We start from the raw sequence: 15,521 nt of genomic DNA, 5'->3' as shown, positions 1-15,521 counted from the left end.
CCCTCAGGTGATCGGCGCCGGGTTGAACAGGGTCAGGTCATTGAACAGGCCCCAGCGATCGGACCAGGGCTGCTTGTGCCCGCTCGCCACGTCGAGGATGAGGCGGAAGAGTTCCTCGCCCATCTCTTCGATGGTGGCGTGCCCCGTGGCGATGCGGCCGGCATCGAGGTCGATGAGGTCGGACCAGCGCTCCGCCAGCTCGGTGCGGGTCGCGACCTTGATGACCGGCGCGTGCGCGAGGCCGTAGGGCGTGCCGCGCCCGGTGGAGAAGACCTGGAGTGTGATGCCGGACGCCAACTGGAGGGTGCCGCAGACGAAGTCGCTCGCGGGGGTCGCGGCGAAGATCAGGCCCTTGTCGCGCACCCGCTCGCCCGGCGCGAGCACGCCCGTGATGGCGGAGGTGCCGGATTTGGCCACCGAGCCCAGCGCCTTCTCGACGATGTTGTTGAGCCCGCCCTTCTTGTTGCCCGGCGAGGGGTTGGCGCGCCGGTCGGCGCCGCCCTTGGCGAGGTAATCGTCGTACCAGGCCATCTCGCGGATCAGCGCATCGGCGATCTCGGGGCTCGCGGCCCGGGGGGTGAGCAGGTGGATGGCGTCGCGCACCTCCGTCACCTCGGAGAACAGCACGGTGGCGCCGCAGCGGACCAGCAGGTCGGCGGCGTGGCCGAGGGCCGGGTTGGCGGTGACGCCCGAGAAGGCGTCGCTGCCGCCGCATTGCAGACCGACCACGAGGTCGGCGGCCGGGCAGGTCTCGCGGGTGCGCCGGTTGAGCACTTCGAGGCGGGCCTCCGCCATGGTCATGATGCTGTCGAGCATCATCCCGAAGCCCGCGTGGCGCTCGTCCTGCAGGCGCACCACGCCGGTATCGGCGGCGACGTCGCCAGCCGGCAGCAGGCGCTCGGAGACGAGCTTCTCGCAGCCGAGGCCGACCACCATGACCTCGCCGCCGAAATTCGGGTTGCGGGCGAGGCTCTGCAGGGTGCGGATCGGGATCACCGCCTCGGGGGCGTTGATGGCGACCCCGCAGCCATAGGCGTGGGTGAGGCCGACGACGTCGTCGACGTTGGGGTAGCGCGGCAACAGCTCCTGTTTGATCCGCCGGATGGCGACGTCGAGGGTGCCGGCCACGCATTGCACGCTGATCGAGATCGCCAGGATGTTCTTGGTGCCGACCGAGCCGTCCGGGTTGCGGTAGCCCTCGAAGGTGTAGCCGTCGAGCGGCGGCAGGGGGGCGGGCACGCGGGTCGCCTTCTCCAAGGCGTCGAGGTCGGGCGCCACCGGCGTCTCGACGCTGGATTCCTCGACCCAGGACCCGCGCGGCAGGGGGCGCAGCGCGATGCCCACCACCTCGCCGTAGCGCACCACCGTGCCGCCCTGCGGGATATCGACGAGCGCCACCTTGTGCCCCTGCGGCACGAACTCCAGCAGGGTCAGTCCGTCGGCGAAGACCGTTCCGGCGGGCAACCCGAAGGCGTTGACCACGATGGCGACGTTGTCGTCTGCGCGCAGGCGCAGGGTGCGGGGCGTGTCCCCGGTGTTCTCAGTCATGGCGGCCGGTTCGCCGAGCATGGTCGTGTCCCTTCAGGCCTTGCGGAGTTCGACGCGCCGGATCTCGCCGACGATGACGAGGTAGGCGATCATCGCGATCAGCGCGTTGCAGCCCACGAAGACCAGGGCGCCGTTGAACGAGCCGGACGCCTGGACGAGGTAGCCGATGACGATCGGCGTGGTGATGCCGGCGGTGTTGCCGAACATGTTGAAGATGGCGCCGCTGAGGCCCGCCGCCTCCTTGGGCGAGGTGTCCGAGATCACCGCCCAGCCGAGCGCGCCGATGCCCTTGCCGAAGAAGGCCAGCGCCATGAAGCCGATCACGAAGGCCGGCGAATCGACGTAGTTGCAGGCGATGATCGACATCGAAAGCAGCATGCCGGCCACGATCGGGATCTTACGGGCCTTCGTGAGCGAGCCGGTGCGCTTCAGGATCGCGTCCGAGATGACGCCGCCCAGGATACCGCCGAGGAAGCCGCAGAGCGCCGGCAGCGAGGCGACGAAGCCGGCCTGGAGCACGGTGAGGCCGCGCTGCTTGACGAGGTAGATCGGAAACCAGGTCAGGAAGAAGTAGGTCATCACGTTGATGCAGTGCTGCGCCACGTAGATGCCGACCAGCATACGGTTGGACAGGAGCTGGCGCACCACGCCCCAGTCGAAGCCCTTCCTCTCGGCGGGCTTGGCCGCATCGAGGGCGAGAAGCGCGCCGCCGGAGGCGATGTGGTCCAGCTCGGCCCGCGTCACGGTCGGGTGGTCGGCCGGATCGTGGATGACGCGGACCCAGAGCACCGCGAGCACGATGCCGATGACACCCATGACGATGAAGGCGTAGCGCCAGCCGAATTCGTGCGTGACCCAGGCAGTCAGCGGCGCGAACAGCACGGGGGCGAAATATTGCGCGGAATTGAAGATCGCGCTGGCCTTGCCGCGCTCGGCGCTGGGGAACCAGGCGGTGACGATGCGGGCGTTGCCGGGGAACGACGGCGCCTCCGCGATGCCGACGAGGAATCGCAGGATGAAGAGCGCGGCAACCGCGCCGCCGCCGAGGAAGCCGACCCAGCCCTGAGCCAGGGTGAACAGCGACCAGAAGAAGATGCCCCCCGCATAGACCCACTTGGAGCCGTAGCGGTCGAGCATCCAGCCGCCGGGCATCTGCGCGGCGACGTAGGACCAGGAGAAGGCGGAGAGGATGTAGCCCAGGGTCACCGGGGTCAGCCCGAGTTCCTGGGACATCGGCGTGCCGGCGATCGAGATGATGGCCCGGTCGGCGTAGTTCACGACCGTGGTCACGAACAGCATCAGGAGGATGCCCCAGCGCACGCGACCCTGCGCGCGCGCCTCCAGCGTTAGAGCCAGCGCCATCGTTTCCACCCGGAAGCATTGTTGTGTCGGCGCTGCGTCGAGCCCAGCGTCCTTTGGCGACCAGGGTTATGATGGGACTTATAATTCGTCCAATGCGATCAAGGGATCGATCGATGCCGAACGGGTATCGATCCGGTGCGGAGGGGTGGGCGCGGAGCGGTCCGGATCTTGCAGGCCTGAAGGACGCGAACTCGAACTTTGCGAGATGACGCGTGCCGGCCGCCGTGCCGGCGCCTCACCGATCCCCTGCTGCGGGCCGCGCAATGGAGCGCGGCCGGAAGGTGGGCTTGCCCCTGCCCGTCCGGCGAGCGCCGCAAAAACGCCAAGCCGAAAAGGAACCACTATGGCCTACCTCGCCCCTGCTGAGTTCGTCACCAAGATGGTGGATGCAGGCGAAGCCAAGATCTTCATGTCGACCCGCGACACCATCATCCGCGCCTACATGGCCGGGGCGATCCTGGCGCTGGCGGCGGTCTTCGCGGTCACGATCACGCAGCAGACCGGCATCCCGATCCTCGGCGCCGCCCTGTTCCCGGTCGGCTTCTGCATGCTCTACCTCCTGGGCTTCGACCTGCTCACGGGGGTCTTCGTCCTGGCGCCCCTCGCGCTCCTCGACGGACGGCCCGGCGTGACCTGGGGCGGCGTGCTGCGCAACTGGGGGCTCGTCTTCCTCGGCAACTTCCTCGGCGCGCTCACCGTCGCCTTCATGATGGGCTTCGTGTTCACGTTCGGCTTCACGGCACCGGCCGACAAGGTCGGCGAGTTCATCGCCCATGTCGGCGAGCGGCGCACGGTCGGCTATGCCGCGCACGGGGTCGGCGGCTGGTTCACGATCTTCATCCGCGGCATGCTGTGCAACTGGATGGTCTCCACCGGCGTCGTCGGCGCGATGATCTCGACGACCGTCAGCGGCAAGGTGATCGCCATGTGGATGCCCATCATGGTGTTCTTCTACATGACCTTCGAGCACTCCGTGGTGAACATGTTCCTGTTCCCCTTCGGCCTGCTCATGGGCGGCCAGTTCTCGATCGCCGACTACTTCTTCTGGAACGAGATCCCGACCGTGCTCGGCAACCTCATCGGCGGCCTCGCCTTCACCGGCCTGACCCTCTACACGACCCACGTCCGCACGGCCCCGAAGCGGAACGCCGCGCAGGCCGAGCGCCGCCTCGCCGCCTGACACGCGACCGGCCGGGCCCCGCGCCGCGGGGCGCCGGACCCGACCGCCGGGAGCGACGGATGCCCGCGACTCTGACGCTCTCCCTCGGCCAGCACAGCACCCGGGGCCGCAAGGAGACCAACCAGGATTTCCACGGCGCCCTCGTGCCCGAGCGCGCCGCGCTCCTGCTCAAGGGCGGCGTGGTCGCCATCGCGGACGGGATCGGCAGCAGCCCCGTCAGCCACGTCGCCAGCGAGACGGCGGTCCGCAGCTTCCTCGCCGATTACTACGACACGCCCGATTCCTGGTCCGTCAGGACGGCGGCGAGCCGGGTCATCGCCGCCACGAATTCGTGGCTCCACGCCGAGACCCGGCGCAACCGTCACCTGCACGATCCCGACGGATCGCGGGATCGCGGCTACGTGACCACTTTCACGGCCCTCGTCCTGAAGTCGCGAACCGCCCACATCTTCCACGTGGGCGACGCCCGCGTCTCGCGCGTGGTCCGGCGCTCCCTCGAGGCGCTCACCGAGGACCACCGCGTCGTCGTCTCGGCCCAGGAATCCTACCTCGCCCGCGCGCTCGGCGCCGCCGCCCATGTGGAGATCGATCATCGCACGGTCGCCCTCGAGGCGGGCGACGTCTTCGTCCTGACCACGGACGGCGTGCACGAGCACATACGGCCCGAGGCGATCGTCGCGGAGATCACCCGCCACGGCGACGATCTCGACCGGGCTGCCCAGGAGATCGCCCGACATGCCTACGAGAACGGCAGCGACGACAACCTCACCGTCCAGATCGTGCGCATCGATGCCCTGCCGGACGGCGAGGCGGCCGAGCTTTCGGGCCGGGTCGACGACCTGCCCCCCGCCCCCGTCCTCGATCCGCCGACCACCTTCGACGGCTACCGGGTGCTGCGCACGCTGCACGCCAGCCACCGCAGCCACGTCTACCTCGCGACCGACCCGGAGAGCGGGCGCCCGGTCGCCCTGAAGGTGCCGTCGACGGACCTGCAGGCCGATCCGGCCGGCCTGCGGCGCCTGATGATGGAGGAGTGGGTCGCGCGGCGCATCGACAGCCCACACGTGCTGTCGGCCCCGCCGCAGACGCGGCGGCGCAGCCACCTCTACACGGTGATGGACTACGTCGAGGGCCGGACCCTGGCGCAGTGGATGCGCGACAACCCCAGGCCGGAGCTGGAGGCGGTGCGGGGCATCGTCGAGCAGATCGCGGTCGGGGTGCGGGCCTTCCACCGGCGCGAGATGGTGCACCGGGACCTGCGCCCCCACAACATCCTGATCGACGCGGCGGGCACCGTCCGGATCATCGATTTCGGCTCCACCCGGATCGGCGGGCTCGCGGAGGACGATCCCGTCATCGACGAATCGGTGCAGGGGACGATCCAATACGCCGCGCCGGAATGCCTCGCGGGACGTCCCGCCACGCCGGGCTCGGACATCTTTTCTGTGGGCGTGATCGCCTATCAGATGCTCACCGGGCATCTGCCCTACGGCACGGAGGCAGCGCGGGCCTTCAGCCCGGCGCGGGCCGACCGCCTGCATTACCGCTCCGTCGCCGCCGCGCGCGCCGGCCTGCCGGCCTATGTCGATGCGGCCCTGCGCAAGGCGGTGCATCCGAGGCCCGCCCAGCGCTACGACGCGCTCTCCGCCTTCGTCCACGATCTGCGGCACCCCAACCCCTCGTTGCCGGGGGTCCGGCGGGCGGCACTCCTGGAACGCGATCCGGTGCTGTTCTGGAAGCTCGTGTCCCTCGTCCTCGCGGTGGCCGTCGTCTACCTCCTGGTGCGATCCAGGGCCTGAACCGGGTCGCGGACGCCGCGCAGGATCGAAGACCGGCACAAGCGCCCGCGAAGCGTATAAGCTGTCTCATCTTACGATCCGGTGGGAGCGGCGATGGAACTCAAGTGGATCGAGGATTTCCTCAGCCTCGCCGAGACCCGCAGCTTCTCGCGCTCGGCGGAGCTGCGAGCCGTGACGCAATCGGCCTTCAGCCGGCGCATCCGCTCCCTGGAGGTCTGGCTCGGCACGGTGCTCCTCGACCGCAGCACCTACCCGATCACCCTCACGTCGGATGGCCGCCAGTTCCTCGAGACCGCCGAGGAGGTGCTGCGCCTCCTCACCCTGAGCCGCGCGGATTTCCGCAATCGCAGCGAGCGCTCCAGCCTGCCGGTGGTGACGATCGCGGCGCTCCACTCCCTCTGCCTGTCCGTGCTGCCCCGCTGGCTCAACGGCATCCGCGAGGCGGTGGGGCCGATGGCGAGCCGGGTCCTCCCCGACAACTTCAACATCTGCGTCCAGGCCCTGGTGGAAGGCGGCTACGACCTGCTGCTGACCTATCACCATCCGGGCATCCCGATGCCCCTCGACCCGGCGCGCTACCCCTACCGGATCATCGGGCGCGACAGCCTCGTGGCCGTGGCCGCTCCCCACGGCCTCGCCCCGGATTCCGAAGGCCGGCGGCCCCTACTCCAATATTCGCGCGGTTCGTTCCTCGGTCTGCTCGCGGCCATTGCCCAGTCCAAGGAGGGGGCACCCGTCACCTACCCGATCCACACCAACGAGAATTCGATGGCGGAAGCCCTGCGCTCGATGGCGCTGGCCGGCCATGGCGTGGCCTGGCTGCCCGTGAGTCTGGTCGCCGCCGAGATCGCCTCGGGCGCCCTCGACGTGGTCAGTTCCGAGATGCTGATGGAGATCCGGCTCTACCGCAGCGCCGAGCGGGCGCGGCCCTTTCTCGACCATGTTTGGGCAGCGGCGGCCCTCGACGAACCAAACTATGCACTTCAAGAATAGTCTCGGTCGCAACTAGCATTGGCGGTGCGCGCGACTTGAGCGTAATCCCCTCCCCAGCGGCGATCTGAGCCGCGGCCGACCCGCACCGCGGTGCGGGGGCGACGTCCATCCGACCTTTCACGAAGACCCGAGGTGCGGCCGCCAGCGGCAGCGCGCCGAGGCGTCCACGTGCCCGTTTTCAACCAGCACCGCGTGCCGGATCGCATCCGCACGCCCGAGGAGCGACCCGTGACCCAGGTTCCCGCCAGCGCCCGCCCCACCCGCACCGAGCACGACCTCCTGGGCGACCGGGAGGTGCCGGCGCAAGCCTATTACGGCGTCCACACCCTGCGGGCGGTCGAGAACTTCGCGATCACCGGCCGGACGCTCGCCGACTGCCCGGACCTCATCAACGCACTCGCGGCGATCAAGCAGGCGGCGGCGCTCGCCAACCGCGAACTCGGCCTCCTCGACCCGACCCGCACCGAGGCCATCGTGGCGGCCTGCGAGGAGATCCGCGCCGGCGCCCTGCACGAGCAGTTCGTGGTGGACCTGATCCAGGGCGGGGCCGGCACCTCCACCAACATGAACGCCAACGAGGTCATCGCCAACCGGGCGCTGGAGATCCTGGGGCATCCGCGCGGCGCCTACGAGCACCTGCACCCCAACGAGCACGTCAACATGGGCCAGAGCACCAACGACGTGTACCCGACCGCCCTGAAGATCGCCGCCACCGGCGCCATCCGCCAGCTGATCGACGCCATGGCGGGCCTTCGCGCCAGCTTCGCGGCCAAATCCACGGAATTCGCCGACATCCTGAAGATGGGCCGCACCCAGTTGCAGGACGCCGTGCCGATGACGCTCGGCCAGGAATTCGGCACCTACGCGCTGATGCTGCGCGAGGACGAGGCCCGGCTCGGGGAGGCGGCGCTGCTGATCCGCGAGATCAACATGGGCGCCACCGCCATCGGCACCGGCATCACCGCGCATCCGCTCTACGCGGCCCTCGTCTGCGCGCGGCTGTCCGAGATCACCGGCATTCCCCTGGAGACGGCCGAGGACCTCGTCGAGGCGACCCAGGATTGCGGCGCCTTCGTGCAATTGTCCGGCGTGCTCAAGCGCGTCGCCGTCAAGCTCTCGAAGACCTGCAACGACCTGCGGCTCCTCTCCAGCGGCCCCCGCGCCGGCTTCAACGAGATCAACCTGCCGGCGCGCCAGGCCGGGTCCTCGATCATGCCCGGCAAGGTCAATCCGGTCATCCCCGAGGTGGTCAACCAGGTCGCCTTCGAGGTGATCGGCAACGACGTCACCATCACGTTCGCGGCCGAGGCCGGCCAGCTCCAGCTCAACGCCTTCGAGCCGATCATCGCCTACAGCCTGTTCAACAGCCTCACGCACCTGCGCGCGGCCTGCATCACCCTCGACGTCCACTGCGTCCGGGGCATCACCGCCAACCGCGAGCGCCTGCGCGCCAGCGTCGAGCAGTCGATCGGCATCGTCACCGCCCTCAACCCGTATATCGGCTACCGCAATGCCACGGCCGTCGCCCTGGAGGCGCATGCCACCGGGCGGGGCGTCTACGAGCTCGTGCTCGAGAAGGGCCTGATGGCCAAGGAGCAGCTCGACGCCGTGCTCCAGCCGGACCGCCTGACCCGGCCGCAGGCCTTCGCGGCGGCCTGAGGGCGGGCAATCGCGGAACGAGGGACCCGGTGGGACCGCAGCAATGCGTGCGCATTCCCTCGCCCCGCTTGCGGGGAGAGGGACGCGACGACCTCGTCGTCGGCGCGTCGAGGCGGCAGCCGACGGTGAGCGGGCTTATCCCGTAGGAGCCCGTTCCGAAATCGCCCCCTCACCCTCGCTCCGCTCATCGCAGGCACGACGGGGTGCCTGTGATCCTCTCCCCGCAAGCGGGGAGAGGGGAACCCGCGCGGCCCTTCGCGCGAGATCCGGGTCACGCCATGACCCATACCGAAACCCCTGACCGCGCGCGCCGTCACGGACGCCAACATCGCCATTTTGGGAGGAACACCATGGCACAGATCGCAGCAACACAGGACGACCGCAAGAAGCCCGGCCGCCTGACCCTCTACACCGGCATCGGCCTCATCCTCGGCATCGCCGTCGGCGCCGTGCTGCACGGCACGGCGGCCGGGCCGGCGGAAGCCAAGGAGATCGCCGGGTACTTCACCCTCTGCACGGACATCTTCCTGCGGCTGATCAAGATGATCATCGCCCCCCTGGTCTTCGCCACCATCGTGTCGGGCATCGCGAGCTTCGGCGACACGCGCTCGGTGGGCCGGGTCGCCGCCATGGCGATGGGCTGGTTCCTCACGGCCTCCATCGTGTCGCTGTCGCTGGGCTTCCTCGTCGCGAACCTGTTCCAGCCCGGCGCCGGCCTCGCCCTGCCCCTGCCGGATGCGGGCGCGCAGACCGGGCTGAAGGCCGCCTCCCTCAACTTGCGCGACTTCCTCACCCACGTCTTTCCGACCAGCATCGTCTCGGCCATGGCCACCAACGAGGTGCTGCAGATCCTGGTCTTCTCGATCTTCTTCGGCTCGGGCCTCAGCGTGATCGACCGGCGCTACGCCGACCCGATGGTGCACATGATCGACGGGCTGGCCCGGGTGATGTTCGCCGTCACCGACGCGGTGATGCGGCTCGCGCCGCTCGCCGTCTTCGCCGCCATCGCGGCCGTGATCACGGTCCAGGGCCTCGGCGTTCTCATCGACTACGGCAAGTTCATCGGCGCGTTCTACCTCGGCCTCGCCATCCTCTGGGTGATCCTGATCGGCGCGGGCTGGCTGGCGCTGGGCAACCGGGTGGTGCGGCTGCTGGACCTCCTGCGCGCCCCGATGATCCTCGCCTTCTCCACCGCATCGAGCGAGGCCGCCTTCCCGCGCACCGTCGAGGTGCTGGAGAAGTTCGGCGTGCGCCCCCGCGTCACCGGCTTCGTGCTGCCGCTCGGCTACTCGTTCAACCTCGACGGCTCGATGATGTATCAGGCGATGGCCGCCCTCTTCATCGCCCAGGCCTTCGGCATCCATCTCGGCGTCGCCGAGCAGTTCACCATGCTCCTCGTCATGATGATCACGAGCAAGGGCATCGCCGGCGTGCCACGCGCCTCCCTCGTGGTGGTGGCCGCCACCGTGCCGATGTTCGGGCTGCCCGCGGCCGGCATCCTGCTCATCATGGGCGTCGACCAGATCCTCGACATGGGCCGCACCGTGACGAACGTGCTGGGCAACGGTCTGGCGACGGCCGCGGTGGCGCAGTGGCAGGGCGAGATGGGCGAGGAGACCGGGGCGGAGCCCACCGATGCGGGAACCGCGCCGACGGGGGTCGATGCCCTCGCGGTCGGCGCCGCCCGGGCCTGACGGGCCGACGCGAAGCCCCGATGCGCCCCGCGCATCGGGGCTTCGCCTATTCGGCGTCCCGGCCGCGCGCGAGGGCGGCCCGGTAGGCCGGGGCCAGCCGCAGGCCGAGGGGCACGGGCTGGCGCGGTGGCGGCCGCCGCACGCATTCCTCGAAATACGAGAGCGTGTCGAAGACCACGGCCTCCGTGTAGGGCTTGGGGATTACCCCGGCCGCGCCCTCGAGATCCTGCGCGATGTGCTGGGCGTTGGCGGTGACGAAGACCAGGGTCAGGCCGGGATCGTCACGCAGCCCTCGCACGATGTCGATCCCCGAGGAGCCGCCCCGCAGCTGCAGGTCGACGAAGACGAGGTCCGGCTGCGTCTCCCGGGCGACGCGGATCGCCTCGTCGGAGGTCGCGGCGGTGCCCACTACCCGGTGCCCCGCATCCTCGACGAGGAATTCGAGCTGCATCAGGATAAGTGCCTCGTCTTCCGCGATCAGGACCCGGAGAGGCTCGCTCACGGGCCGGCCTTCGCGCCCGAGGATTCCCGCGGCAGGCGGAGGTCGATCGAGGTTCCGGGGTGGTTCGGCTTCCAGGCGATGTTGGCCGTGAGCTGGCGTGCCAGGCTCTCGATCAGGCGCTTGCCGAAGGAGCGCGCGCCCACGATGTCGTGGGGCATGCCGACGCCGTCGTCGGCGATCCGGATGGCGAAGTGGCGCCCGTCCGGCCGTACCGTGATCGAGAGGCGGCCGGGCCGATTGTCGGGAAAGGCGTGCTTGAGGGCGTTGGTGATGAGTTCGTTCATCATCAGCGCCACCGGCGGAGCCTTCTCCACCGGCACCTCCACGGGTTCCAGGTCGAGATGCAGGGTGATGCCGGCCCGGCCGGAGCCACGCACGAGATCGGTGGCGAGTTCGCGGGCGAACTCGGCGACATCGAAGCGCTCGACGTCGTGCGACTGGTAGAGGCGCTTATGCACCGTCCCCAGGGCCTCGACCCGGGTCAGCATCGACTTCATCGCGTCGCGCGCGGCCGGGTCGGTGATGCTCCGGGTCTGCATCGTGAGGAGGGAGGCCACCATCTGCAGGTTGTTCTTCACCCGGTGGTCGACCTCGTGGACGAGCATGGTCTTGGCCGCCAGGGCCTCTGACAACTCGCGCGTCCGCTTGGCGACCTCGCGCTCGAAATGCTCCTTCTCGTTCTGCGTCCGCATCTGCGCGTCGACCCGGTCCGTCACGTCGAGCTGCGATGCGAAGAAGTAGTGCAGATCGCCCCCCTTTGTGACGACCGGGCTCATGTAGAGGGCGTTCCAGAACGGGCTGCCGTCCTTGCGGTAGTTCAGGATGTCGAGGGCGACGTCGCGCCGGGCATCCACCCCCTCGCGCAGCTGACGGATGGCGTTGGGATCGGTATCCGGGCCCTGCAGGAAGCGGCAGTTGCGGCCCATGATCTCGTCGCGCTCGTAGCCCGTGAGGCGCAGGAAGGCGTCGTTGACGAAGACGATGGGGTTGTCGTCTCGGCGCGGGTCGGTGACGATCATGGGCATCCGCGTCGCGCGGATGGCGGCGGCGAAGGGATCGCCCTTGCCGTCCTCGACCATCAGGTCGTCCGTCATGTGCCACGCGTCGTCTCGTTCCATCGCCTCCGTCTCCTCCTCGTGCCGCGCACGGATGTTGATTCACGCCCGCGCCGCTCACGACCGCAGGCCGTCCCCGAGCAGGTGGCGCAGCCCACGCAAGGGTGCGGGCGCGCGACGGGGACAAGGCCCGCGGTGACAAACCGGGATGTCGGATGAGGATGGCGACCCGCAACCGTCGCCGTTCGGACCTGTCAACTGGCGATCCGTCCAGTTGGTTCATTCTCCTTTGAAACCAGACGCTGCGGCGGATCCGTCGCACATGTCGGCGGGCGGCGACCCGCGACCGCCGGCGTTTGTGGCCCGCGCGCCACATCCCGCACCGTCGTGAAGCGTGGCCGGAACGCACGAACGGCCAAGCTCGTTTTCCGTGCTACGCTCCAAGCAGGCGGGCGTACGAATTCCTCGATTCGAATTCTTGGCAGTGGAATTCCTGGCAGTGGACATGTCGAACATGCGTCGTCTCGGATGGTCGCGGGGCCTCGTCGCCCTGCTCCTCGCCGGCCAACTCGCCGCCTGCGGGTCGACGCCACGGATCCCCTATACCGCCGGCGAGGCGGCCGCCGCCGTGCCGGTGGGGCTGGACCCGACGGTGCGCGCCTACGCGGACGCCTCGGAACAGACCTTCACGGAAATGTCGGCGCGCCCGCAGAACGGCCGGGTGCCCTTCGCCTACCTCGCACTCTCGGGCGGCGGCGGTGACGGGGCCTACGGCGCCGGCCTCCTCAACGGCTGGACCGAATCCGGCAAGCGCCCGGAATTCTCTCTGGTCTCCGGCGTGTCCACGGGTGCGCTCATCGCGCCCTTCGCCTTCGTGGGCCCGGAATACGACGCCTACCTGAAAGACATCTACACCAGCGGCATCGCCTCGACCCTGGTGCAGTCGCCGAGCTTCGCCAACGTGCTGTTCGGCTCCGGCCTGTTCGGGGATGGGCGCCTGCGCAACCTCGTGCGCCGCTACGTGACGCCGGACCTGCTGGCTGCGATCGCGGCCCAGCACGCCAAGGGTCGGCGCCTCCTCGTGGTGACGACGAACCTCGACACCCAGCGCGCCGTGATCTGGAACATGGGCGCCATCGCCACCAGCGGCGGGCCTGCGGCGATCGACCTGTTCACCGACGTGCTGACGGCCTCTGCCAGCATCCCGGCGGTGTTCCCGCCCCAGCTCATCGACGTGCAGGCCGCGCAGCGCACCTTCCAGGAGATGCATGTCGACGGCTCCGTGGTGACGCCGGTCTTCACGCTTCCGCAATCGTTCCTGCTGCGCGACGGCCGCTTCAAGGCGGGGGCGAAGTCCGACATCTACGTCATCATCAACGGGCGCCTGGAGCCGGAATTCGATCTGGCCCAGAACAACACCCTCTCCATCGTCGAGCGCTCGTTCACCACGGCGAGCCGTGCCCGCAGCCGCGCCACCCTCGCCTCCACCTACGCCTTCACGCGCGCGAACGGCATCGGCTTCAACCTCGCCTATATCGACGAGACCGCGCCCAGCACCTCGAACGCGCGCGGCTTCGACACCGGCTACATGCGCAGCCTCTACGAGGCGGGCTACGCCAGCGGCCGCACCGGTACGTTCTGGCGTAAGAGCGTGCCGGTGGCACCCCTGGTGAAGGCCTCCGTCACGGTCGCTCAGTAGGGCCACGCGCGGTCGCGTTTGACGAGGGGGCCGGTTGCGTCCCGCCCCCTCGCGCCGGATGGTGCGGTGCAGTAGAGTTCGTCGCGCGTATGGGTCGTTTCGGTGCCCGCGCCTCCGGCGAGCCCCAGTATGATCCAGATCGAAGACCTCACCTTCAGCGCCTGGGGTCGGCGCTTCTTCGACCACGCCAGCGTGGCCGTGCCGCCGGGCGCCAAGGTCGGGCTGGTCGGCCGCAACGGCGTCGGCAAGTCGACCCTGTTCAAGATCATCCTCGGCGAGCTCCAGCCCGATGGCGGCGCCATCCTGCTGCCCAAGACCGCCCGCGTCGCCTCCGTCGACCAGGAGCACCCCGCCACCCCCGTCAGCCTGATCGACACGATCCTGGCGGCGGACCTGGAGCGCGAGGCGCTGAACGCCGAACTCGAGACCGCCGCGCCGGAGCGCATGGGCGAGATCTACGGCCGCCTCATCGAGATCGACGCCGACCGGGCGCCCGCGCGGGCCGGCGAGATCCTGGCCGGCCTCGGCTTCTCGGTGGAGGACCTGACCCGGCCGATGGCGGAGTTCTCCGGTGGCTGGCGCATGCGGGTGGCGCTGGCCGCCGCCCTCTTCGCCGAGCCCGACATGCTGCTCCTCGACGAGCCGACCAACTACCTCGACCTCGAGGGCGCCCTCTGGCTGGAGGCGCGGCTGAAGCGCTATCCCCACTCGGCCCTCATCATCAGCCACGACCGCGAATTGCTGAACAATTCGGTCGATGCGATCCTGCACGTGGCCGGGGGCAAGCTCGAACTCTACACGGGCGGCTACGACGATTTCGAGAAGCGCCGGGCCGAGAAGGCCCGCCTGCAAGCCTCGACCAAGCAGAAGCAGGAAGCCGAGCGAGCGCATCTCCAGAGCTTCATCGACCGGTTCAAGGCCAAGGCCTCGAAGGCCGCGCAGGCCCAGTCCCGCGTCAAGCGGCTGGCCAAGCTGGAGCCGATCGCCACCACTATCGAGGAGCATGTGGCGCCGTTCCACCTGCCCTCGCCCAAGCGCCCCCTCGCCCCGCCGCTGATGCATCTCACCGACGCTACCATCGGGTACGGCGACGACGCGCCGGTGCTGCGGGACCTCAACCTGACCCTCGACGTCGACGACCGCATCGGCCTCCTCGGCGTCAACGGCGCGGGCAAGTCGACCTTCGCCAAGATGGCGGCGGGCGCGCTCCAGGTGCGGGACGGCCGGATGGTGCGCGAGGGCCGGGTGCAGGTCGGCTGGTTCCACCAGCACCAGATCGAGGCCCTCGACCCGAAGGACACGCCGCTCGCAATCATCCGGCGCGAGCGCCCGGACGATAGCGAATCGGCGCGCCGGGCCAAGCTCGCGAGCTTCGGTCTGGCGTTCGACAAGCAGGAGACGACAGTGGATGCGCTCTCGGGTGGCGAGCGGGCGCGCCTGCTCCTCAACCTCGTGGCGATGCAGGCGCCACACCTGCTCATCCTCGACGAGCCGACCAACCACCTCGACATCGACAGCCGGCGGGCGCTCCTCGACGCGCTGAACGATTACGGCGGGGCGGTCATCCTCATCACCCACGACCGCTCACTGATGGAGCTGGTGGCGGATCGCCTGTGGCTGGCGGCCGACAAGACGGTCAAGCCCTTCGCCGGCGACATGGACGACTACGCGAAATTCGTGCTCGACCGGACCCGCGCCGGCCAGCGCGCCCCCGGACAAGGGCGCGAGAAGAAGGCCAAGCGCCGGGCAGCCTGAGCCGCAGAATACGCACCGGGTGCCGGGCGGCTTGAACCGCCCGACCCGGCAAATCTTACTTGCGCAGGATCTTGGTCACCAGGCGGCCGAGCGGCGTGCCCGAATCGTAGTTGCGGTCGTCGCGGACCACGGGACGGTCCTCGTTGCCGAGGAGCTTGGTGACGATGCGTCCGATCAGGCTCATGGGTGGACCCTCTGATTGTGTGGGGCGCCGGGCGGGCCGGGCTCCCGGCCCGCGAAATGGCGCAGCTTGCCCATCAACCCGCGGGGGGCCG

12 protein-coding genes are annotated in these 15,521 nt (G+C 69.4%); 7 read left to right on the top strand and 5 right to left on the bottom strand.

Features of this window, described 5'->3' with window-relative positions; translation table 11 throughout:
- Positions 1–3: 3 nt before the first annotated feature.
- Entirely contained in the window at positions 4–1,548 is a 1,545-nt protein-coding gene (gene garD / locus MFF30_RS03695) for a galactarate dehydratase (RefSeq protein WP_238276760.1), read from the bottom strand.
- 33 nt (positions 1,549–1,581) lie between these two features.
- Positions 1,582–2,910, bottom strand: coding sequence for an MFS transporter (locus MFF30_RS03690; RefSeq protein ID WP_238276694.1), 1,329 nt, complete (start codon positions 2,908–2,910; stop codon positions 1,582–1,584).
- A gap of 343 nt (positions 2,911–3,253) precedes the next feature.
- Between MFF30_RS03690 and MFF30_RS03685 the strand changes: the two genes are divergently transcribed.
- From MFF30_RS03685 to MFF30_RS03665, 5 genes are all read left to right on the top strand, one after another.
- The gene (locus tag MFF30_RS03685; RefSeq protein ID WP_238276692.1) at positions 3,254–4,090 is read left to right on the top strand and encodes a formate/nitrite transporter family protein; all 837 of its coding nucleotides are present in this window, start codon (positions 3,254–3,256) and stop codon (positions 4,088–4,090) included.
- 59 nt (positions 4,091–4,149) lie between these two features.
- Positions 4,150–5,889: a bifunctional protein-serine/threonine kinase/phosphatase gene (locus MFF30_RS03680; RefSeq protein ID WP_238276690.1), complete on the top strand. Its 1,740-nt coding sequence runs from the start codon at positions 4,150–4,152 to the stop codon at positions 5,887–5,889.
- A 93-nt stretch (positions 5,890–5,982) separates the two neighbouring features.
- Positions 5,983–6,882, top strand: a complete 900-nt coding sequence (locus tag MFF30_RS03675) for a LysR family transcriptional regulator (RefSeq protein WP_238276688.1) — start codon at positions 5,983–5,985, stop codon at positions 6,880–6,882.
- A gap of 228 nt (positions 6,883–7,110) precedes the next feature.
- Positions 7,111–8,541 (top strand): aspartate ammonia-lyase, encoded by a 1,431-nt coding sequence (gene aspA, locus MFF30_RS03670; protein WP_238276758.1) that lies wholly within the window; start codon positions 7,111–7,113, stop codon positions 8,539–8,541.
- A gap of 350 nt (positions 8,542–8,891) precedes the next feature.
- A complete protein-coding gene (locus MFF30_RS03665; RefSeq protein ID WP_238276685.1) occupies positions 8,892–10,235 on the top strand; it encodes a dicarboxylate/amino acid:cation symporter in 1,344 nt (447 codons plus the stop codon).
- A gap of 46 nt (positions 10,236–10,281) precedes the next feature.
- On the opposite strand, the gene MFF30_RS03660 is transcribed toward MFF30_RS03665, so the two are convergent.
- Both MFF30_RS03660 and MFF30_RS25900 read right to left on the bottom strand, forming a co-directional pair.
- Positions 10,282–10,737, bottom strand: coding sequence for a response regulator (locus MFF30_RS03660; protein WP_238276683.1), 456 nt, complete (start codon positions 10,735–10,737; stop codon positions 10,282–10,284).
- Complete coding sequence (locus MFF30_RS25900) at positions 10,734–11,855, bottom strand: histidine kinase dimerization/phosphoacceptor domain -containing protein (RefSeq protein ID WP_283205853.1); 1,122 nt, start codon at positions 11,853–11,855, stop codon at positions 10,734–10,736. Before MFF30_RS25900 ends, MFF30_RS03660 begins: the two co-directional genes overlap by 4 nt.
- Positions 11,856–12,297: 442 nt before the next feature.
- Here MFF30_RS25900 and MFF30_RS03645 point away from each other — a divergent pair, with 442 nt between their 5' ends.
- Together MFF30_RS03645 and MFF30_RS03640 are read left to right on the top strand one after the other, a co-directional pair.
- Positions 12,298–13,491 (top strand): patatin-like phospholipase family protein, encoded by a 1,194-nt coding sequence (locus MFF30_RS03645; protein ID WP_238276682.1) that lies wholly within the window; start codon positions 12,298–12,300, stop codon positions 13,489–13,491.
- Positions 13,492–13,620: 129 nt separating this feature from the next.
- Positions 13,621–15,246: an ABC-F family ATP-binding cassette domain-containing protein gene (locus MFF30_RS03640; RefSeq protein WP_238276680.1), complete on the top strand. Its 1,626-nt coding sequence runs from the start codon at positions 13,621–13,623 to the stop codon at positions 15,244–15,246.
- Between the two features lie 55 nt (positions 15,247–15,301).
- On the opposite strand, the gene MFF30_RS03635 is transcribed toward MFF30_RS03640, so the two are convergent.
- Positions 15,302–15,430: a hypothetical protein gene (locus MFF30_RS03635; protein WP_055945825.1), complete on the bottom strand. Its 129-nt coding sequence runs from the start codon at positions 15,428–15,430 to the stop codon at positions 15,302–15,304.
- Positions 15,431–15,521 lie beyond the last annotated feature (91 nt).

The organism is Methylobacterium goesingense, assembly GCF_022179225.1.
GTDB classification, from domain to species: Bacteria; Pseudomonadota; Alphaproteobacteria; order Rhizobiales; family Beijerinckiaceae; genus Methylobacterium; species Methylobacterium goesingense.
The sequence above is the reverse complement of the archived record's forward strand: the minus strand, read 5'-3'. Positions and strand labels throughout refer to the sequence as shown.

Bases quoted from the DNA above. Each gene is read 5' to 3' on its own strand.
- MFF30_RS03680 (WP_238276690.1), top strand. From the start codon at position 4,150: ATGCCCGCGACTCTGACGCTCTCCCTCGGCCAGCACAGCACCCGGGGC.
- MFF30_RS03690 (WP_238276694.1), bottom strand. From the start codon at position 2,910: ATGGCGCTGGCTCTAACGCTGGAGGCGCGCGCGCAGGGTCGCGTGCGC.
- MFF30_RS03675 (WP_238276688.1), top strand. From the start codon at position 5,983: ATGGAACTCAAGTGGATCGAGGATTTCCTCAGCCTCGCCGAGACCCGC.
- MFF30_RS03640 (WP_238276680.1), top strand. From the start codon at position 13,621: ATGATCCAGATCGAAGACCTCACCTTCAGCGCCTGGGGTCGGCGCTTC.
- MFF30_RS03635 (WP_055945825.1), bottom strand. From the start codon at position 15,430: ATGAGCCTGATCGGACGCATCGTCACCAAGCTCCTCGGCAACGAGGAC.
- garD (WP_238276760.1), bottom strand. From the start codon at position 1,548: ATGACTGAGAACACCGGGGACACGCCCCGCACCCTGCGCCTGCGCGCA.
- MFF30_RS03665 (WP_238276685.1), top strand. From the start codon at position 8,892: ATGGCACAGATCGCAGCAACACAGGACGACCGCAAGAAGCCCGGCCGC.
- MFF30_RS03685 (WP_238276692.1), top strand. From the start codon at position 3,254: ATGGCCTACCTCGCCCCTGCTGAGTTCGTCACCAAGATGGTGGATGCA.
- MFF30_RS25900 (WP_283205853.1), bottom strand. From the start codon at position 11,855: ATGGAACGAGACGACGCGTGGCACATGACGGACGACCTGATGGTCGAG.
- MFF30_RS03645 (WP_238276682.1), top strand. From the start codon at position 12,298: ATGTCGAACATGCGTCGTCTCGGATGGTCGCGGGGCCTCGTCGCCCTG.